The organism is Methyloversatilis sp. MC4-4 (assembly GCF_049843555.1).
In the GTDB taxonomy this organism is placed as follows: Bacteria; Pseudomonadota; Gammaproteobacteria; order Burkholderiales; family Rhodocyclaceae; genus Methyloversatilis; species Methyloversatilis discipulorum_B.
Genome location: NZ_JBBHZK010000001.1, coordinates 591,179 through 610,286, shown reverse-complemented (window position 1 = coordinate 610,286; position 19,108 = coordinate 591,179). Strand labels below are relative to the sequence as shown.

At 65.2% G+C, this 19,108-nt stretch carries 16 protein-coding genes; 5 read left to right on the top strand and 11 right to left on the bottom strand.

The window, feature by feature from the left end:
* Positions 1–77: 77 nt before the first annotated feature.
* From urtA to WDZ97_RS02805, 6 genes are all read right to left on the bottom strand, one after another.
* Positions 78–1,253 (bottom strand): urea ABC transporter substrate-binding protein, encoded by a 1,176-nt coding sequence (urtA, locus tag WDZ97_RS02830; RefSeq protein ID WP_019917770.1) that lies wholly within the window; start codon positions 1,251–1,253, stop codon positions 78–80.
* Between the two features lie 638 nt (positions 1,254–1,891).
* Positions 1,892–2,209 (bottom strand): hypothetical protein, encoded by a 318-nt coding sequence (locus tag WDZ97_RS02825; RefSeq protein WP_425761732.1) that lies wholly within the window; start codon positions 2,207–2,209, stop codon positions 1,892–1,894.
* Positions 2,210–2,213: 4 nt separating this feature from the next.
* Positions 2,214–2,903 (bottom strand): tetratricopeptide repeat protein, encoded by a 690-nt coding sequence (locus WDZ97_RS02820; protein WP_425761731.1) that lies wholly within the window; start codon positions 2,901–2,903, stop codon positions 2,214–2,216.
* 31 nt (positions 2,904–2,934) lie between these two features.
* Positions 2,935–3,918 (bottom strand): hypothetical protein, encoded by a 984-nt coding sequence (locus WDZ97_RS02815; RefSeq protein ID WP_425761730.1) that lies wholly within the window; start codon positions 3,916–3,918, stop codon positions 2,935–2,937.
* 75 nt (positions 3,919–3,993) lie between these two features.
* Positions 3,994–6,390, bottom strand: coding sequence for a N,N-dimethylformamidase beta subunit family domain-containing protein (locus WDZ97_RS02810; RefSeq protein ID WP_425761729.1), 2,397 nt, complete (start codon positions 6,388–6,390; stop codon positions 3,994–3,996).
* 107 nt (positions 6,391–6,497) lie between these two features.
* Positions 6,498–6,938 carry a N,N-dimethylformamidase, small subunit gene (locus WDZ97_RS02805; protein ID WP_425761728.1) on the bottom strand — a complete coding sequence of 147 codons (441 nt, stop codon included), beginning with the start codon at positions 6,936–6,938 and terminating at the stop codon, positions 6,498–6,500.
* A 276-nt stretch (positions 6,939–7,214) separates the two neighbouring features.
* On the opposite strand from WDZ97_RS02805, the gene WDZ97_RS02800 reads away from it, so the two are divergent.
* The 5 genes from WDZ97_RS02800 to WDZ97_RS02780 all read left to right on the top strand — a co-directional run bounded on the left by WDZ97_RS02800 (position 7,215) and on the right by WDZ97_RS02780 (position 11,232).
* The gene (locus WDZ97_RS02800) at positions 7,215–8,384 is read left to right on the top strand and encodes a transporter substrate-binding domain-containing protein (protein WP_425761727.1); all 1,170 of its coding nucleotides are present in this window, start codon (positions 7,215–7,217) and stop codon (positions 8,382–8,384) included.
* Positions 8,381–9,007: an ANTAR domain-containing response regulator gene (locus WDZ97_RS02795; RefSeq protein WP_020165099.1), complete on the top strand. Its 627-nt coding sequence runs from the start codon at positions 8,381–8,383 to the stop codon at positions 9,005–9,007. The genes WDZ97_RS02800 and WDZ97_RS02795 overlap by 4 nt, the downstream gene beginning before the upstream one ends.
* Positions 9,008–9,230: 223 nt before the next feature.
* Entirely contained in the window at positions 9,231–9,578 is a 348-nt protein-coding gene (locus WDZ97_RS02790; protein ID WP_425761726.1) for a hypothetical protein, read from the top strand.
* Between the two features lie 87 nt (positions 9,579–9,665).
* On the top strand, positions 9,666–10,511 hold the full coding sequence (locus WDZ97_RS02785) for a hypothetical protein (RefSeq protein WP_425761725.1): 846 nt from the start codon (positions 9,666–9,668) through the stop codon (positions 10,509–10,511).
* Positions 10,408–11,232 (top strand): alpha/beta fold hydrolase, encoded by an 825-nt coding sequence (locus WDZ97_RS02780; RefSeq protein ID WP_425761724.1) that lies wholly within the window; start codon positions 10,408–10,410, stop codon positions 11,230–11,232. Before WDZ97_RS02785 ends, WDZ97_RS02780 begins: the two co-directional genes overlap by 104 nt.
* Positions 11,233–11,329: 97 nt before the next feature.
* On the opposite strand, the gene WDZ97_RS02775 is transcribed toward WDZ97_RS02780, so the two are convergent.
* The 5 genes from WDZ97_RS02775 to WDZ97_RS02755 all read right to left on the bottom strand — a co-directional run bounded on the left by WDZ97_RS02775 (position 11,330) and on the right by WDZ97_RS02755 (position 19,104).
* Positions 11,330–13,003, bottom strand: a complete 1,674-nt coding sequence (locus WDZ97_RS02775) for a formate--tetrahydrofolate ligase (RefSeq protein WP_425761723.1) — start codon at positions 13,001–13,003, stop codon at positions 11,330–11,332.
* A gap of 150 nt (positions 13,004–13,153) precedes the next feature.
* Entirely contained in the window at positions 13,154–14,131 is a 978-nt protein-coding gene (locus WDZ97_RS02770) for an HpcH/HpaI aldolase/citrate lyase family protein (protein ID WP_020165103.1), read from the bottom strand.
* Between the two features lie 54 nt (positions 14,132–14,185).
* Positions 14,186–16,930, bottom strand: coding sequence for a phosphoenolpyruvate carboxylase (locus tag WDZ97_RS02765; RefSeq protein ID WP_425761722.1), 2,745 nt, complete (start codon positions 16,928–16,930; stop codon positions 14,186–14,188).
* 92 nt (positions 16,931–17,022) lie between these two features.
* Positions 17,023–17,910, bottom strand: coding sequence for a succinate--CoA ligase subunit alpha (sucD, locus tag WDZ97_RS02760; protein ID WP_018228791.1), 888 nt, complete (start codon positions 17,908–17,910; stop codon positions 17,023–17,025).
* Between the two features lie 18 nt (positions 17,911–17,928).
* Positions 17,929–19,104 carry a malate--CoA ligase subunit beta gene (locus tag WDZ97_RS02755; protein ID WP_019917756.1) on the bottom strand — a complete coding sequence of 392 codons (1,176 nt, stop codon included), beginning with the start codon at positions 19,102–19,104 and terminating at the stop codon, positions 17,929–17,931.
* Between the last annotated feature and the right edge of the window lie 4 nt (positions 19,105–19,108).

Below are 19,108 nucleotides of genomic sequence, written 5' to 3'. Positions count from 1 at the left end.
GCGGTCGGGTCCGGGCTGCCCCGCAGATGCCGCGGGACAGCCACCATCAGCGCAGCCGCCCGCAGGCGGCGTGCGGCTTACAGCGTCGGGTAGGGATTGGGTTCGATCAGCGGCGATTCGTAGATCAGCTTGACCTGACCGTCCGCGGTGAAGGAACCGATGCGCGCCTGCTTCCACAGGTGGTGGTTGGTCGCGTGGAACTTCACCTTGCCTTCCGGTCCTTCGAACTCGAGGTTGGCCGAGGCGGCGACCACCTTGTCGACGTCGAAGCTCTTGGCCTTCTCGACCGCCATCTTCCACAGGTAGACCGCGGTGTAGGCGCTGGCCAGCGTGTCGCCGGTCACGCGCTTGTCGCCGTACTTGGCCTTGAAGGCGGCGACGAATTTCTTGTTGGCCGGGTTGTCCAGGCTCTGCAGATAGCTCATGCAGGTGAGCACGTCCTGCACGTTCTCCTTGCCGATGCCGGACACTTCCTCTTCCGACACGGCCAGCGCCATCACCGTGGTCTTGTTGAAGTTCACGCCGGCCGCCTTCAGCTGCTTGTAGAAGGCGACGTTGGAGCCACCGACGACGGTGCTCAGAATGATGTCGGGCTTGGTCGCCTTGATCTTGTTGATGGTCGAACCGAAGTTGGTGCTGCCCAGCGGCAGGTATTCCTCGCCCAGCACCTTGCCGCCGCCCTTGACGATGGTCGGGCGCGCGATCTTGTTGGTGACGCGCGGCCAGATGTAGTCGGAGCCGATCAGATACACCGTCTTGCCGCGGTTGGCCAGCAGCCAGTTGCAGGCCTGGATGCACTGCTGGGTCGCTTCGTGCGCGGTGTAGAGGATGTTCGGCGACTGTTCCTGACCTTCGTAGTAGGTCGGGTAGTACAGCAGGCCCTTCATCTGTTCGAACACGGGCAGCACCGCCTTGCGCGACGCCGAGGTATAGCAGCCGAACACGGCCGCGACCTTGTCGCGATCAAGCAGCTTGCGCGCCTTCTCGGCGAAGGTGGGCCAGTCGCTGGCGCCGTCCTCGACCACCGGCACGATCTTCTTGCCGAGTACGCCGCCAGCAGCGTTGATCTCGTCGATGGCGAGCTTCTCAGCATCAACCACCGATGCCTCCGCCAGCGCGATGGTGCCGGTCAGCGAGTGCAGGATGCCGACCTTCACCGTATCGTCGGCCATGGCATTGCGCACCATCCACGGACCGGCGACGGATGCGAGCGCAAGGCCTTTGATGATGTCGCGCCTGATTTGATTCTTCATGATGGACCTCGATGGAAGTGATGAAAGAAAGTGGCTTGCGATCGCACCGTCGTCGTTGCCGGTGCGGACTTACGTGTCGAGAAGGCGAAAAAAAAAGGGCCTGCCCGGATCCGGAGATCCAGGGCAGGCCCTTTTGCCTTGTTCCGCGCCGGCAATGCTGGCGGAGCGGAAAGTTGAATCGATGATAGGAAGGCTGTTGCGGTGCGTCAAGCATCGGCAACGGCTTTTTTTCAAATTCTTTTCGATGGTCCGGAAGCGCAGATGCACGCGCTTTCAGATCATCAATACATCGGCATTCTCGTGCGCGCGCCGACATTTCGCGTGAGCGCGCGCCCTCCCCTGTCGGAGCGGCCTTGAAGGACCTCACGCTCCGATCGAGGCTGCAATCGCGAGCAAGCTCGCCCTCACAAGACTTCGACTCCAGCAACGCGTCACGCACCCCTGTGGGAGCGGCGCCTGCAATCTGCAGGCTTCGGTTCAGGCTCCCGTCGGGGTCAAGACCCCTCCCACAGAACCCCGGCTCCAGCTCGGGTCACGGATCCGGTGCACGTCCCCTGTGGGAGCGGCCTTGGCCGCGACGCGGCGGCTGCGTGCCGCCGGCTTCGATGCAGGCTGCCGTCGCGGTCAGAAGACCGCTCCTACAAGATCGTGTCGTCTTCATCCGCAGTCGTCGATCTTCGGTACATGAACACACAACGGCCGCCCGGTGCACTCGACGCCCGCGCCGGATGCAACCGGTAGCGGCCGGTCATGAAGTCGACCACGGTGCGCGCCGCGTTCACCGACAGCGCCGGCTTCCACAGCCAGATGTCGCGCTCCGGGTCGACGCCGCACAGGCCGAACAGCGCGTGTTCCGGGTCGTCCGCCATGCCGATGGACCACTCGTCCATGCGCGCACCGAACTCCTTGATATAGGTGAGGCACTCGAACTTGATCTGCTGCACGCTGTAGCTCATCGCGTCACCCCGGAACAGGAATCAGCCGTGCCGGCGACGACACGGCGGCCGTGCGGCTGCGCCACTGATCGAACAGCGCAGCGCCCTTCTGTTTCTCTTCGGCCGACATCTGGCCGATCATGCCTTCGAGCGCGTTGAGCGCACTGCCCACGCCGTGCTGCGCGGCCAGCGACAGCCAGGCGAAAGCCTGTGCCCTGTCCTTGTCCACGCCCAAGCCGTTCGCGTACATGAAGCCCAGTCGCGCCTGCGAGGGGAAGTGCCCCTGCCCTGCCGCCTGCCGGTACCAGTGCGCCGCCTGCGCCTCGTCCTGCGCCGTGCCCTGGCCCTTGAAGTACAGCGTCGCCAGATTGCTCTGCGCCATCGCGTCGCCGGCCTCTGCCGCCGCGCGCAGCCAGTGCAGCCCGCGTTCGGGGTCAGCTGGCGTGCCGGTGCCCATGATCAGCATGGCGCCGACATTGGTCTGCGCCGGCACGTGGCCGCCTTCCGCGGCGCGCAGATACCAGCGGAAGGCCACCGACAGATCGGCCGGCACGCCTTCGCCATTCGCGTGCAGCGCGCCGGTCCAGGCCTGCGCCTCGACACAGCCCTCTTCCGCCAGCGCCTCGAACAGCCGCGCCGCAGTCACCAGATCGCCGTCGCGGTAGGCGGCTACTGCATCGTCGAGCTGCAGCGTCGTTTCCATCAGTGCGTGCATATGGATATCTCCCGGTGTGCCTGTTCTGCGTTCAGCGCGCAGCGATGCGCGCCATCACTTGTGTCTCGATCCATCGTCCGCCGGCATCCAGCCGGCTGGCCGGCTCACAGCCGCGGCCGCCGATGCCGCCGCCTTCTATCGCCGACTGCGCCTCGGCGGCGGCGGCGAGACGGGTATGCAGCAGGGTCTGCCACGAGAGCGCCGCGTCGTCACCGCCGAAGGTGGCCAACCGGCAAAGCGTGCGGGTCAGCGAGACCGGCTGCAGCACAACGGCGCAACAGGCCGCGGACGACGACAGCAGCACGACATTGGGAAACAGCAGCGCGGCCCGACCGTCGGTATCGGCGCGGCACAGCGCTCCCTCGCTGGATACGACCGAAGCGGAAGCCGCCAGCAGGTGCTGGGCGACCAGTTTCCAGTTGGCGTCGCAAGCGATCCAGCGGCTGCGATGGCTGTCCGCCGGCACACCATCCCACGCCGGTAGCGTCGACGTCAGCGCGCGGGCGGTCGGCCCGAACGACGACCCGTGCGGATCGAGGCTGACGAACAACAGCGGCCCCCAGGTCGCGGTGCGCACCGGCAGCAGACGCTCAGGCCGCAGGCCGAGATACTGGTACATCTCGGGCGTGCCTTCACCCAGCTCGCCGGCGGCAATCGCCGGACGATCGAGGCTGTGACCGCAGGAGGTGAACGAGCATGGCGTCTTCGCGCCCTGCTGGCACTGCAGCGGCACCACGCGACAGCCACCGTGCTGCGCCTTGTTGAAGCGGCCGGCCAGGCCGCCGTCAGGCAGGCGCTGCACGTGGATGGCGTGATCGCCCACAGTGAAGGGCAGCAGATCGCCGGCAGCCGGGATGTCGAGCAGGCTGCCCACGCACACCCACTCGCGCGTCCAGATCGCATCGTCTTCAGCACGGGAGAAATCGAGTCCGCGGAAGGCGGCGACATCGAATGTGCCCCCGACCTTCGCCGGCCGGCGGTGCAGATGCACCGGATGTTCGGTCATGCATTCCATCTGACGGATCCTCAAGGTGATGCCTTCTGTGCAGGGTTCGCCCGCAAGGCGGACGAACCCTGCGTCCACCTCACATCAGTTCTTCGACGCCAGCGCCGGCGACTCGTAATCCGCGCGACCGCGGTGCTTGATCGCTTCCTTCGGCGCGGCCGGCAGCGGGCCGTCCTGCATGAAGCGGTCGAGCACGTTCTTGGTCAGACGCGAAATGTTGTTGTCGCAGTTGTTCCACGGCAGCGAACCGCAGTAGGCGATGGAGCTGAACGCGAAGCAGCCGCCGCCATTGGGTGTTTCGTGGAAGGTGATGTCGGCGCGCACGCGCGGGTGCACGGTGCCGTCCAGACCCTGCTGGTTGAAGCCGAAATCCTCCATCACCAGCAGGTAGGCCTCGGTGTGACGGCCGGCCGAGGTGGCGACGGTGAGGATGTGCGGCGGCGACCCCAGCATGGTGTCGACGATGTCCAGCTCCAGACCGGCCGCGCCGCCGCCGACCAGACCGAAGTTGCCGAGGTTCTCCTCGTAGCTGATGCCGTCGAAGGCCCAGCTGACGCGCGGATCCAGACTTTCCGGCGTACGCGAGAAGTAGGACGAGATGTCGAAGCCCTCGGACGACATGCCAGTGCCCGCCACCGAATGCAGGTAGCGGCCGCGGTAGCGCCACATGCCGCCCAGTTCACCGGTGCCCTGGTGGTAGTACTCGCCCGGATCGGCGCGCCAGGTGCGGATGCCGGATTCGCAGCGGCGCATTTCGGTGACGATGCCGCGGCCCAGTCCGTCGTAGGCCGGATGGAAGGAATGCACCCAGTACCAGGCATCCGCGCCCATATACATCAGGCGGCCCCCGCGCTGCGTGTAGTTGTGCAGCGCGTCGAGCTGGGTGCCCGAATTGTGCTCGGGGTGCGAGCCGGTGATGATGACGTTGTAGTTCTCCAGCCGGGCCAGACCGTCGTAGGTCACGTCCTCGTCGGTGAACACGTCGTAGTCGTAGCCCATCTGTTCCAGCCAGCAGATCAGATGCAGGTCGGCCGGGTACTGCCACGGCGCCTGGGCCAGGAAGTGGTCGTACTTCGGACGGATGCTCAGGATGGGGCGCAGCCGCGACGACAGGCAGATGCCGCTGCCGTCCGTGTGGGTGTCGTAGATCGAGCCGCCGTACTCACGGTGCTCGGCGAGGAACATGTTCTGCTGCTGCATGATGGGCACGCGATAGACGAACAGTTCGGCGCCACCCGCGTTGCACGCGACGTGCTCGTTCGCGTAGGCCATGTAGCTGATGGTGGGCACCATGACCGCGATCTTCGACTGTTCCTCGCCAATCTTCGGCACGATCCAGAACGGAATGTAGTCCTCGTCACCCTCCGGCGTCGTCAGCTTGGCGGCGTAGAAGCGGCTCTTGATGTCAGCCGGCACGGTCCACTCGAAGCTCACTTCCCAGCGCGCGTTATCAAGGTCGTCGTCGTGGAAGTGAATGGCGCCATATTCCTTCGGTGCGACCTTCCAGTCGAAGGTCTGGCCGGCCCAGTTGTGGCCGGTCAGCGCGCGCGTCGGGCAGTTAACAAGCGTGGCGTCGAAGCGGTAGGGGCCGGCGTCCTTCGCCACCAGCGTGTCGATGCCGTCCGAAAAATCCCAGGCGGCGACGATGGCTTCCGACAGCACGCCGGTCGGGCCGGCGTTGCGGCGCTCGGTCAGCCCCGGCTGCGCACCGCCCTTCATCATTTCGATCTCGAAGCGCGACAGCGCGCGGCTGCACAGGCGCGGGCTGTCGATCTTGCCGTTGTAGTGACCGCCGACGATGACGCCCTGCGGCAGCGAGGACAGGCCCAGCGGCCCCGGCTCGACATGATCAACGTAGCCGGCGATCACCAGCGGCTGATCGGTGTGCTCGATCTTGCCCTTGAAGGCCGCTTTGACCGGCGGGATTTCGGGGTCGAGCGCGTAGACCACCTGCGGCTCGTGATAGAGCACCACTTCGCCGGTCTTCGCGTCAAAGCTGGCCGCGATGAAGTGCCAGGCGTGGTCGCGCAGCGGCGCACCGGTCGTGTAGGTTTCGCCGTTGATGCGCAGTTCGACACAGCCGTCTGTATTGATGAACAGGCCGTAACCCTTGCCACCCGACCACTTGGTCACCAGGCCCTGGGCGCCGTGCTTCCAGTAGCGCTTGTCGGTCTTCGGCGTGGTCGGCCAGATCCAGCATTGCAGCGTGAAACTGTCCGGCTTGAGCTGCGGCGCGTCGGCCACGAAGCCGTAGGAGCCGCCGTAGACGACCTGCTTGATGCCGTCGTAGACGCCTTCGCAGTCGGCCTTCACCGCCTTCTCGATGAAGCCGGGACCGCGCGGATTGGTGTCGCCGTTGATCATCTGGACGATGGACGCGCTGTACTTCTTCGGTCCGTCGCAATTGACGTAGAACTTGATCTTGTCGCCCGGATGGACACTGAACTTGTCGGCGTATCCGGTCAGTCGCATTGCACACATGGTCGTTTCTCCAGGCCGAGCGCCGCCCTCCGGGGGCTCGGATGCTTTTGCAGTAGGTAGGGTGAAGACGGGTGCGGCCGCAGCCGCCCGTCAGCGCGAGGCGGTGATCAGGTCACTGGCCAGTTATCGTCGCGCCGCTTGTAGCCTTCGTGGTAGTGCTCGGGCATGCCGTCGGTCTCTTCCATCTCGTCGAGACGCATCAGGAAGATGGCGTGCTGGATGTCCTGCTCGCTGGTATAGACGGTGTCGTCGACGAATACCGGCGGCACGCCGCGTATGCCGGACAGACGCCCGATGCGCCATTCAGCGTCGATCTTGGTGCAGATGACGATGAGCTTGCCCTTGGGCGAAGTGCCGCGCATGCGCAGCAGCACGCGCTTGAGCAAGGGGTCTTCGTGCACGCCGCCGCTGATGTGGGTGGTGTCACCGGGCGTCGCGCACTTGAGCACCGAGAAGCCGGCCACGCCGGCCATGGACTTCACGCACTCGAGGTGCTCCTGGATCAGCCGGTCGCGTTCCGGCGTGCCTTTCCTGGGTATCGGAATCACTGCACTCTCCTTCAAGGGTTGAACATCTGGAAGCTCCTGTCGCGACCGGCCGGCACTGGCCAATGCGGAAAATCTCGAAAAATTGCGAACACACGAAAGCGAAAAACCAAAACAAAAAGGCCTGCCGGATCCGGAGATCCGTGCAGGCCTTTTTGCCCGTCTTCGCGCCCGGCAGTGTTGGCGGGGCGAAGCGTTGAGTGAATCTTAGTGAGCCTCTTTCGCGCGGTCAAGCTCTGTTAGTATCGATCACGTTTTTTGTCACCCGGCCGCAAACCCGTGTCCACAAACGATCCCATCAAGGTCGGTGTTCTGTTCTCGCGTGAGGGCGTGACATCGCGCATCGAAAACACGATGCTCGCCGGCACGCTTTTCGCGATCCGCGAGATCAACGATGCCGGCGGCATCCACGGCCGGGAGCTGGTTCCGGTCTACTACGATCCGCAGTCCAACCCGCAGCAGTTCCGCTCGCTCGCGACCCGCCTGGTGCAGGACGACAAAGTCAATGTCATCTTCGGCTGCTACATGTCGAGCACGCGCAAGGCGGTGCTGCCGGTGGTCGAAAGGTGGAACCGCCTGCTGTTCTGCCCGACCATGTACGAGGGCTTCGAATTCTCGAACAACATCATCTACACCGGCGGTGCGCCGAACCAGAACAGCGCCCTGCTCGCCGACTACATGTCGACCCGTTTCGGCGCACGGGTGTACCTGATCGGCAGCGACTACATCTTCCCCTACGAGTCGAACCGCATCATGAGCGACTTCGTGCACCACCGTCAGGGTGGCGCCAAGGTGGGCGAGCGCTATGTACATCTCGACGCGAAGGAAAGTGCCTTCACGCCGATCATGAAGGACATCAAGGCCAAGCAGCCGGACTTCGTTTTCTCGACCATGGTCGGCAAGACCACCCGCATGCTCTACCAGGCCTACGCGGACGCCGGCTTCGATCCGAAGAAGATGCCGATCGCCAGCCTCTGCACGAGCGAGGAAGAGGTATCCGAAATGGGTATCCGGCTGGCCGAAGGTCACTACACGGCGGGCACCTATTTCCAGTCCATCGACACCCCGCGCAACCGCGACTGCGTGGCGCTGTTCCGCAAGCTGTTCGGCAACGAGGTGCAGCCCAACATGAGCTGGGAGTCGTCCTACTATCAGGTGCATGTGTTCGCCGACGCCTTCCGCGAAGCGGGCAGCGACGAACATGACATCCTGCTGCCGCACATCCTCGGGCGCGAGTTCGAGGCGCCACAGGGACGCATCCGCATCCTGCCGCACAACCATCACGCCCGCCTCTATCCGCGCATTGGCCGGGTGAACAGCGAAGGCCAGTTCACGATACTTGCCGAGACGCCGGGCGGCGTCGATGCCGACCCCTATCTGGTCAGCCATTCCTTCGACGACTGGAGCACGCGGTTGCGCGTCAATGCGAGCGAAGAGGAATCGACGTGAGCAGTCCGCCGCGCACAGGCGTACGCAGCAAGCGGATCACGCCGGAGTTCCTGACCCAGCTGCGCAATCTGCGCATCGTCGTGCTGCATCCGCGCGACGCCGATGGCGAGGTCCTGATCCAGCAACTGAAGCGCATCGGCTGCCAGGTGCAGACCTTCTGGCCGCCGGTGCAGGACATCCCGGACAATGTCGATGTCGTGTACTACGCGATCCAGTCCAACGAGATGCACGCGCCGCTGAACTTCAGCAATTTCGAACAGCCGCCCGCGGTGATCGCCGTGGTCGGCTACGAGAACCCGACCATCTTCGAGGTCATGCTGCGCCTGGGTGCGACCGGCGTTCTCAGCGCCCCGCTGCGCTCGACCGGCGTGCTCGCATCTCTGGTGCTCACCGTTGGCCTGACGCAGGAAATGCGCGGCTACCGGAAGCGGGTGCAGCGGCTCGAACAGAAGCTGCTCAGCGTGAACCAGATCAACGATGCCAAGGCCATCCTGATGCGCACACGCGGCGTCAGCGACGCCGAGGCGTACAAGATCATCCGCGAACAGGCGATGAGCAAACGCGTGGCGACCGAGGAGATCGCGCGGGCCATCATTCACGCGGACGAGATCCTCTCGGGCTGAAACTTTCGGGCTGAGCTTCTTCGGCGCCGTGCCGCGACGAGCTTCAGAGGACTTTTGCCGTCCGGCCTCCTTGCCAGCGCAGGATGTCCTGTCCGCTTGCGATGTGCCAGGGGCATGACACACCTCAGTGCGCTGCCGCACCGAGTTCCTTGCGCAATGGGTCTAGGTTGATGTTCATCCGGCTTTGCCGGCAGAGCACACCCTTTCCTCAAGGAGTCCCCGCATGAAAACCTCAAAAGTCCTCGTTTCCACCCTCAGCGCCCTGTCAGTGATGGGCGTCATCGGTTTTGCCTACGCGCAGAACCAGAACAGCTCCGACAAATCGTCCGGTCAGGTCAGCAGCCCCCTGGTTGTCGAAAAGGGCGGTGCCGACAGTCAGGCCATGCCCTCTCACCCTGCCCTGCAGGAACATGAGAAGGGGCAGACGGGCAGTACCTCATCCAGCGCAGCCCGCGAAACGGATGTTGAGCGCGAACGCGCCAGGGCCCTGCGCGACATGTCGAACGAGAAGCCCACCGGCGCCGGCGAAAGCAGCTCCGGCGAGCTCGTCGCACGCGCTGATCGCAACTGACGGAGCAAGCGACACGACCGGTCGAACCGTGTCGTTGATCGACGTTCCGTGAAACCGTCCGGCACAACGGCAGGTCCGCATGCAGACATGGATGCCGCGGACGCGGTTCGGCGTGGCGTCGTCGTCGGCCTTGCCGCGCTGGCGCTTCTTCTTCCGGTCGCGGCCGGCCGGCAACCTGCAGACCCGGCGGACGCCGGGCTGGTCGAATCGAGCCCGCGATTCGCCGATATCGACGCGGGCGCCGCGTCGGACGACGTTCGCCATGTCGCGGACTGGGTGGCCGACACGCACGACAACGCGGGCGCCCCCTTCTTCGTCGTCGACAAGAAGGCTGCGAGGCTGTACGCCTTCGCCGCCGATGCCCGCCTCCTCGCGTCGGCGCCGGTGCTGTTGGGTGCCGCCCACGGCGATCACTCGGTGGCGGGGATAGGCGACCGGCCGATGGAACAGATACGACCCGACGAGCGCACCACGCCAGCCGGGCGTTTCCTTGCGCAGCGCGGTCGCAACACGCTGGGCGAGGATGTCGTATGGGTCGACTATGCCGCTGCCGTATCGATGCACCGCGTGCGCACGACCCGACCGGAAGAGCTGCGGTTGCACCGGCTGGCCACCGCAAGCAGCGACGACAACCGCATTTCCTACGGGTGCATCAACGTGCCCGTCGTCTTCTACGAAACCTACCTTGGCGCGCACAACGCGATGAACGGAGCCGTCGTATACGTGCTGCCGGAACGCGATTCGGCGCAGCAGGTTTTCGGCTCCTATGACGTCGCCGCAGTGCATGGCCTGCGGGACGGCAGACACTCCACCGAAAAGGGAAACACCTATGTACTCCGTCACCACGCACGACCAGAGCAAGCTGTACGTGAAGGACTGGGGCAGCGGCCAGCCGGTCATACTGATTCATGGCTGGCCACTGTCCGCCGATAGCTGGGACGATCAGGCGATGGCCCTCGCCGAGGCGGGATATCGCACCATCGCCTACGATCGTCGTGGCTTTGGCCGCTCATCGCAGCCGTGGCAGGGCTACGACTACGACACGCTGGCCGACGACCTGGCGAGCGTGATCGAGCAGACCGGCGCACAGGACGCCGTGCTCGTGGGCTTCTCGATGGGCGGCGGTGAAGTCGCCCGCTACATGTCGCGCCACGGCGGCAGGTCGGTGACGAAAGCGGCCCTCGTGTCGTCGGTGCTGCCCTTCCGCCTGAAGACCCCCGACAACGCGAACGGCACGGAGCAGAGCGCCTTCGACACCACAGCTGCGGCCATCAACGACGACCGCGCCAAGTTCTTCAGCGGCTTCTTCAAGGACTTCTTCGGCGTCGGCATCATGTCCCATCCGGTCAGCGACGAACTGCTCGAATGGGCGCGCAGCGTGGCGATGCAGGCCAGTCTGAAGGCCACACTGGAGTGCGTGAAGTCCTTCTCGGGTACCGACTTCCGCAGCGAGCTCTCCGCCTTCAAGGTGCCGACACTGATCATCCACGGCACCGACGACAGGACCGTGCCGATCGAAGCGTCGGCCAGGCCGACGGCGCGAGGCATCGCGAACTCGATGCTGCTCGAGTACGACGGCGCACCGCACGGCCTGTTCGCCACACACAAGGAACGTCTCACCGGGGATCTGCTGGATTTCATACGCGGCAGGTAAATATCCCCTCGGCCTGCGCTGCGCAGTCGAAACATGCGCGCGCAAAACAGAAACGCCGCCCAAGGGCGGCGTTTCTGTTGCTCTGCTCGATCCGTGATCAGAACAGACCCGACACCTTGCCGTGCTCGTCGATGTCGATCTTTTCCGACGCCGGCACCTTGGGCAGGCCCGGCATGGTCATCATGTCGCCGCAGATGGCGACGACGAAACCGGCGCCGTTGGCCAGACGCACTTCACGCACGTTGAGCGTGTGGCCGCTCGGTGCGCCCTTGGCGTTCGGGTCGGCGGAGAAGGACATCTGGGTCTTCGCCATGCAGACCGGGAAACGGCCGTAGTCGGCGTTCCAGCTTTCGAGCTGCTTGCGGGCGGCGTCGGAGAAGGTGACCGCACCGGCACCGTAGATCTTGGTGGCGATGGTGGTGATCTTGTCCTGCAGCGTCGCGTTCTCGTCGTACACGAAGCTGTGCTTGCCCGGTGCGTTGTCGCAGATGTCGGCAACCATGCGCGCCAGTTCCTCGGCACCGGCACCGCCGCTCGCCCAGTGGCGGGCGATGACGAACTTGCCGCCGAGCGCTTCGATGCGGCTCTTCAGCAGCGCGATTTCGGCGTCGGTGTCGAAGGTGAAGTGGTTCACCGACACGACGCAGGGCAGGCCGTAATGCTCGGTGATGTTCTTCAGGTGGCGTTCGATGTTGACGATGCCCTTTTCCAGCGCCGCCAGGTTTTCCTGGTTCAGGTCTTCCTTCTTCACGCCGCCGTGGAACTTCAGCGCGCGGATGGTGGCGACCAGCACGACGGCCGACGGGTTCAGCCCGGCCATGCGGCACTTGATGTCGATGAACTTCTCGGCGCCGAGGTCGGCACCGAAGCCGGCTTCGGTCACGACGTAGTCAGCCATCTTCAGGCCGGCCTTGGTCGCGGTGACCGAGTTGCAGCCGTGCGCGATGTTGGCGAAGGGGCCGCCGTGAATGATGGCCGGGTTGTTCTCCAGCGTCTGCACGATGTTCGGCTTGATCGCGTCCTTCAGCAGCGTGGCCATGGCGCCCTGCGCCTTCAGGTCGCTCGCGTACACCGGCTTCTTGTCGCCCAGCGTGTAGCCGATGATGATGCGGCCGAGACGTTCCTTCAGGTCCATCAGCGAATTGGCCAGGCACAGGATGGCCATGACTTCGGACGCGACCACGATGTCGTAGCCGTCCTCCCGCACGAAGCCGTTGGCGGTGCCGCCCAGGCCGATGGTGATCTTGCGCAGCGCACGGTCGTTCATGTCGACCACCCGCTTCCACTGGATCAGGCGCGGGTCGATGCGCAGTTCGTTGCCGTGGTTGATGTGGTTGTCGATCAGCGCCGACAGCAGATTGTGCGCGGCGCCGATGGCGTGGAAGTCACCGGTGAAGTGCAGGTTGATGTCTTCCATCGGCACGATCTGGGCGTAGCCGCCGCCCGCCGCACCGCCCTTGACGCCGAACACCGGGCCCAGCGAAGGTTCGCGCAGGCAGATCATGGTCTTCTTGCCGATGCGGTTCAGCGCATCGCCCAGACCAACGGTCGTCGTCGTCTTGCCCTCGCCGGCCGGCGTCGGGCTGATCGCGGTGACCAGGATGAGCTTGCCGTCCGGACGATCCTTCAGGCTGTTCAGGTAGTCGAGCGACACCTTGGCCTTGTAGTGGCCGTAGGGCTCGATCGCGTCTTCGGGGATGCCCAGCTTGGACACCACCTCACTGATGCGCTGCATTTTCGCCTGCTGGGCGATTTCGATATCGGATGCCATATTGGTTTTTTCCGTGTAGTCGTCAATCGGGTTGGAAAGCGGCGGGCCTCACTACCCGCCGTTACTGCATCTGCTTTTTTATTTGTCTCTCTGTATGTATGGGTCACGCGGCCGGGCCCTCCCCGGCCGTGCCGACAGGCTATCGACCGCTCAGCGCGCCGCAGCGATCGTGTCTGCCTTGGCGATCAGCGCTTCGGCCATGCGGATGCTGGCGATGTCGATCAGGCGGCCGTCGAGCGACACGGCACCGCGGCCTTCCTTCGCGGCCTGGGCCATCGCTTCGAGAATGCGGCGTGCCTTCGTCACCTCGGCCTCCGACGGCGTGTAGACCTTGTTCGCCAGTTCGATCTGCGACGGGTGAATCGCCCACTTGCCTTCGTAACCGAGCACGGCAGCGCGGTTCGCCGCGGAAATATAGCCGTCCGGATCGTTGAAGTCACCAAACGGGCCGTCGATCGGACGCAGGCCGTAGGCGCGGCAGGCGACCATCATGCGGGTCTGCGCGGCGTGCCACGGATCGGTCCAGAAGGACTGGCGGTTGCCCTGCTCGTCCTTGTCGGTCAGCACCACGCTGTCCTTGTTCACGCCACCGATCACGGTGGTGCGGGCGCGGGTCGAGGCGGCGTAGTCGGCCACGCCGAAGCTCATCGCTTCCAGGCGCTTCGACGACTGCGCGATCGCCTCGACGTTGGCCATGCCGAGCGCGGTCTCGATCAGCACTTCGAAGCCGATGCGCTTGGTGCGCTTCTTGGCGGCCTCGATCTGCGTGACCATCATGTCGACTGCGTACACGTCGGCGGCGGTGCCGGCCTTCGGGATCAGGATCATGTCCAGGCGCGGGCAGGCTTCGACGATGTCCACCACGTCGCGGTACATGTAGTGGGTGTCCAGACCATTGATGCGCACCATCATGGTCTTGTTGCCCCAGTCGACGTCGTTCAGGCCTTCGATGATGTTCTTGCGCGCCTGCTCCTTGTCGTCCGGCGCGACTGCGTCCTCGCAGTCGAGGAAGATGATGTCGGCGGCCGACTTGGCGGCCTTCTCGAACATGCCCGGGTTGGAACCCGGAACGGCCAGTTCGGAACGGTGCAGGCGGGGCGTCGCTTGTTCAATGATCGTGAAGCTCATGGATGTCTCCTCCGGTGGATGGTGCGAAGTCGGTTCAGAAGTCGGGCCGGACGATCAGCCGGTGGCGCCGAAACCGGCGGACACGCAGTTGATCGACAGCAGCAGGGCCTTGCGGAATTCCTCTTTCCGCGCGGCGTCGTCGGTCATGCGGAAGGCGCGCAGCAGCGAAATCTGCTGACGGCTCACCTGGTTGACCACCGGCAGCCGGTGGTCAAGTTTCTGACGGTAGTCGGGGAAGCGCTCGGCCAGGCCACGGGTGCCCGACAGACGCAGGATCTGCGTGCGCGTGATGTCGTATTCGCGGGCGATCATGCCGAACACCTCCTCGCGCACACCGGCGTCAGCCACAAGCTGGCTGTATTCGCGGGCGATGTCGAGATCGACCACGGCCAGCGTTTTTTCCACTTCATCGACGATGAGGCGGAACAGCGGCGACTCGTTGAACATGCGCGCCAGCAGCGCTTCACCGCTGGCACCGCGCACACCGATGAAATTGGCGAGGCTGGAGCCGACGCCGTACCAGCCGGTGACGATGTGGCGGTTCTGCGACCAGGCGAACACCCACGGAATCGCGCGCAGCTCGGCCAGCGACTTGGCACCGAAGCGGCGCGCCGGGCGCGAGCCGATGTTGAGCAGCGAAATTTCTTCCAGCGGGCTGGCTTCCTGGAAGTAGCCGACCAGCGCCGGGTTCGAGATCAGGTTCTGGTAGGCCGCGTGCGCCGCGCCCGACAGCGCCTCCAGCGCGTCGTCGAACTCGGGTACCGCGTGCGGGCCGTCGGCGCGGCCGGATTTCAGCGCGTGGTCGAACACGCTGGCGGCCAGCAGTTCGAGGTTGAAGGCGGCCGTACCTTTGTTGGCGTACTTGCTCGAAATCACCTCGCCCTGCTCGGTCAGCCGGAACAGACCCTGGATCGAGCCGGCCGGCTGCGCGGCGATGGCGCGCCCGGCAGGCACGCCGCCACGGCTGACCGAACCGCCGCGACCGTGGAAGAAGGCAATCTTCACGCCCGCTTCGCCGCCGACCGCGGTCAGCTTCTGCTGCGCCTTGAACAGCTCCCAGTTCGACGACAGGAAGCCGCCGTCCTTGTTCGAATCGGAGTAGCCGATCATCACTTCCTGCACGCCGCCGAGCGCGCGCACCGAGCGCTTGATCAGCGGCATCGCCAGCAGCTCGCGCATGATGGCCGGCGCGCGGCGCAGATCGTCGATGGTTTCGAACAGCGGCATGATGGGCAGCGAACAGCGTTCGACACCGGCCGGGTCGGCGTACAGGCCGGCTTCCTTCGCCAGCAGATAGACGCCGAGCACGTCCGACACATTGCGCGTCATGCTCAGGATGAAACTGCCGAAAGCCTCGCGGCCGACGCGCGGACGCATGTCAGCGATCAGGCGGAACAGGCCCAGCGTTTCGGCGGCAACCGCCGGCAGACCGCTGGTGTCGCGCACACCGGCGCGCGGCGCGGCCAGTTCGGCCAACAGCCAGTCGCGCCATTCGGCGCTGTCCTGCGCCGGTGCCGGCACGTCCTCCGGTTCGCCGCGGCTGGCGCGCCACAGCGCTTCCAGCGTCTGCGTGACGCGGGTCGAGTTCTCGCGCACGTCGAGACGCACCGTGCTGAAGCGGAACATTTCGATCTGGCGGCGCAGCGGCACCACTTCGGTGTCGGCGATGCGGCCGAGCTTCGCGTCGCGCAGGCCGGCTTCGAGCGTGCGCAGGTCGGCGATCAGGCGGTCGGCGGATTCGTAGCCGCGACGACAGGCCGCGCCCTCTTCTGCCTGGGTGCAGGTAATGGTGTCGTCCAGCTTGCCCAGCACGCACACCAGGAACTGGCGGAACGGTTCGCCCGGATTGCGCGCGGCAATCGCATTACCCTCGCCGCTCTCTTCCAGCGCCAGCATCAGTGCGTCGCGGAAGTCACCGGACAACACGAGCGACGCTTCGGTCACCGACAGGCCACGCAGCAGTTCGAGCACCGACTGACGGTGGCGGCGCAGACTGGCCAGCCGGCATTCGACCAGCGCACCGCGCGTAATCGCGTTGGTGACGAAGGGATTGCCGTCACGGTCGCCGCCTATCCAGGAACCGAATTCGAGGAAGCCCGGCAGATCCGCCTCGCCGAAATGCTGCGCCATCGCCTCGTCGGCGCGCGCCAGCACGTCGGGGCCGACTTCGAACAGGGTTTCGTTGAAGAAGTGCAGGCCCCAGGCGATTTCCTGCGACACATTCGGTTTTTCGAGGCGCAGTTCGCCGGTCAGCCACAGCAGTTCGATCTCGTTGCGCAGCGCGTCTTCGAGATCGTGGCGTTCGCGCGGCGTCCAGCGCGGCGATTCGAGCTCGATCAGCATGCGGTAGATGCGGCGATGCCGTTCGAGCACGGTCACGCGCTTGGCTTCGGTCGGGTGCGCGGTCAGCACCGGACGCACCTTGAGGCCGGCGAAAGCCTCGCGCACGCGCTCCGGCGAAAGGCCGGCCTTCTTCGCCGACGCCAGCACGCTGGCGAAGGTGCCGGGCAGGCTTTCGCGGCCCTGGTGGCGCTCGATCTCGCGCCGCTTGCGCATGGCGCCGTTCTGTTCGGCGATCGACAGCAGCTGGAACAGGATGCCCTGGGCCTGGATGGCACGGCCCAGCATCTGCGGGGAAAGACTGTTGCCCGACTCGCCGGCAAGCACCGGCAGCAGTTCGGGATGGTGACGTTCGACCACTTCGCGCAGCAGCGAAAACAGCAGGTCGATCGCTTTTTCCGAGAAAGCCGCCCCGGAGGCGTCGGCAGACGCGGGAACGGAAATGGGATCACTCACCACGGTGGGAGTCTCGCAGGCTGGTGGCGGGCGTCCGCCCCACCGGGGCGGACGGAAAGCAGGGCGCGCTCCGCACGCCCCGTGCTGCTCTGCTCTTACAGCTTGGCCAGGACGGAGGCCACGGTGCTGCCCAGCTCGCCGGCGCTCGGCGCGACGGTCAGGCCGAAGGAACGCATGATTTCCGACTTCTCGGCAGCCGAATCGCCGGCGGCCGAGATGATGGCGCCCGCGTGGCCCATCCGGCGGCCCTTCGGTGCGGTCAGGCCGGCGACGTAGCCGATTACCGGCTTCTTCATGTTTTCCTTCACCCAGGCCGACGCTTCGGCTTCCTGCGGGCCGCCGATCTCGCCGATCATCACCACGGCGTGCGTGTCCGGGTCTTCCTGGAACTTCATCAGGTGGTCAAGGAAGGACGAGCCGTTGATCGGGTCGCCGCCGATGCCGACCGAGGTCGACACGCCGATGCCCAGCTGCTTCATCTGCGCGGCCGCTTCGTAGCCCAGCGTGCCCGAACGCGACACGATGCCGATGTTGCCCTGCTTGTAGATGTGGCCCGGCATGATGCCCAGCATGGCCTTGCCCGGGCTGATGATGCCGGCGCAGTTCGGGCCGACCATCAGCGTGCGGCGCTCCTTCGGGTAGCGCATGAAGTAGCGCTTGACGCGCATCATGTCCTGCGCCGGGATGCCGTCGGTGATCGAGCACACCAGCTGGATGCCGGCGTCGGCCGCTTCCATGATGGCGTCGGCGCAGAAGGCCGGCGCGACGAAGGTGATCGATGCTTCGGCGCCGGTCGCGGCCACCGCGTCGGCCACCGTGTTGAACACCGGCTTGCCGAGGTGGGTGGTGCCGCCCTTGCCCGGGGTCACGCCGCCGACGACGTTGGTGCCGTACTCGATCATTTCCTTGGCGTGGAAGGTACCTTTGTCGCCGGTAAAGCCCTGGACGATGATCTTGGTCTTTTCGTTGATCAGAATGCTCATGTCTAAATCCTCTTGTGCTCAGCTGGCGGCGTGGGCGCGGGCGGCGTCTACCGCCTTCTGGGCTGCTTCGGTCAGCGAATCGGCGCTAATGATGGGCAGACCGCTCTCGCGGATGATGCGGCGGCCTTCTTCCTCGTTCGTGCCGGCCAGGCGGACGATCAGCGGCACCGTGATATCGATGTCGTTGCAGGCTTGCACCACGCCCTGAGCCACCCAGTCGCAGCGGTTGATACCGGCGAAGATGTTGACCAGGATGGCCTTCACGTTCTTGTCCGACAGCACCAGGCGGAAGGAATTGGCGACGCGCTCGGGCGAGGCGCCACCGCCGACGTCGAGGAAGTTGGCCGGCGCGCCGCCGGCATACTTGATGGTGTCCATCGTGGCCATGGCCAGACCGGCACCATTGATGATGCAGCCGATGTCGCCGTCGAGGCCGACGTAGTTCAGGTTGTGCTCGGCGGCCTGCACTTCACGCGGATCCTCCTGCGACGGATCGCGCATGTCGGCCACGGCACGCTGGCGGAACATTGCGTTGTCGTCGAAGGACATCTTGGCGTCGAGCGCCAGTACGCGGTCGTCCTTGGTCACGACCAGCGGGTTGATTTCGACCATGGTGGCGTCGAGGTCGCGGAAGGCGCGGTAGGCGCCCATGATCGCGGTCACCGCACGCGACACCTGCTTGATCGACAGGCCCAGACCGAAAGCGATCTGGCGCGCCTGGAAAGCCTGCAGGCCGACCGCCGGCTCGACCACGACCTGCATGATCTTTTCCGGAGCACTGTGTGCCAATTCTTCAATTTCCATCCCACCTTCGGCAGAGGCGATGACGCGAACGCGCTCGGCTTTGCGGTCCAGCACGATGCCCAGATAGAGTTCGCGCTCGAACGGCTCGGCCACTTCCACGTAGACGCGCTGAACGGGCTTGCCTTCCGGGCCGGTCTGGATGGTTACCAGGCGCTTGCCCAGCAGTTCGCGGGCGGCGGCATCGACCTCATGGTAGGTCTTGCACAGCTTGATGCCGCCGGCCTTGCCGCGGGCTCCGGAGTGCACCTGGGCCTTCACCGCCCAGTGCCAGCCGCCCAGTTCCGTCGCCGTATAGACGGCCTGGTCGGGGCTGTAGGCCACGCTGCCGCGCGGCACCGGCACGCCGAAGCCCGCCAAAAGCTCTTTCGCTTGGTACTCGTGAATGTCCATGCTT

What these genes read in the sequence shown, in the direction of transcription:
- urtA (WP_019917770.1), bottom strand. Translation starts at nt 1,253, where the DNA reads ATGAAGAATCAAATCAGGCGCGACATCATCAAAGGCCTTGCGCTCGCA.
- WDZ97_RS02825 (WP_425761732.1), bottom strand. Translation starts at nt 2,209, where the DNA reads ATGAGCTACAGCGTGCAGCAGATCAAGTTCGAGTGCCTCACCTATATC.
- WDZ97_RS02820 (WP_425761731.1), bottom strand. Translation starts at nt 2,903, where the DNA reads ATGCACGCACTGATGGAAACGACGCTGCAGCTCGACGATGCAGTAGCC.
- WDZ97_RS02815 (WP_425761730.1), bottom strand. Translation starts at nt 3,918, where the DNA reads ATGGAATGCATGACCGAACATCCGGTGCATCTGCACCGCCGGCCGGCG.
- WDZ97_RS02810 (WP_425761729.1), bottom strand. Translation starts at nt 6,390, where the DNA reads ATGTGTGCAATGCGACTGACCGGATACGCCGACAAGTTCAGTGTCCAT.
- WDZ97_RS02790 (WP_425761726.1), top strand. Translation starts at nt 9,231, where the DNA reads ATGAAAACCTCAAAAGTCCTCGTTTCCACCCTCAGCGCCCTGTCAGTG.
- WDZ97_RS02785 (WP_425761725.1), top strand. Translation starts at nt 9,666, where the DNA reads ATGGATGCCGCGGACGCGGTTCGGCGTGGCGTCGTCGTCGGCCTTGCC.
- WDZ97_RS02780 (WP_425761724.1), top strand. Translation starts at nt 10,408, where the DNA reads ATGTACTCCGTCACCACGCACGACCAGAGCAAGCTGTACGTGAAGGAC.
- WDZ97_RS02775 (WP_425761723.1), bottom strand. Translation starts at nt 13,003, where the DNA reads ATGGCATCCGATATCGAAATCGCCCAGCAGGCGAAAATGCAGCGCATC.
- WDZ97_RS02770 (WP_020165103.1), bottom strand. Translation starts at nt 14,131, where the DNA reads ATGAGCTTCACGATCATTGAACAAGCGACGCCCCGCCTGCACCGTTCC.
- sucD (WP_018228791.1), bottom strand. Translation starts at nt 17,910, where the DNA reads ATGAGCATTCTGATCAACGAAAAGACCAAGATCATCGTCCAGGGCTTT.
- WDZ97_RS02755 (WP_019917756.1), bottom strand. Translation starts at nt 19,104, where the DNA reads ATGGACATTCACGAGTACCAAGCGAAAGAGCTTTTGGCGGGCTTCGGC.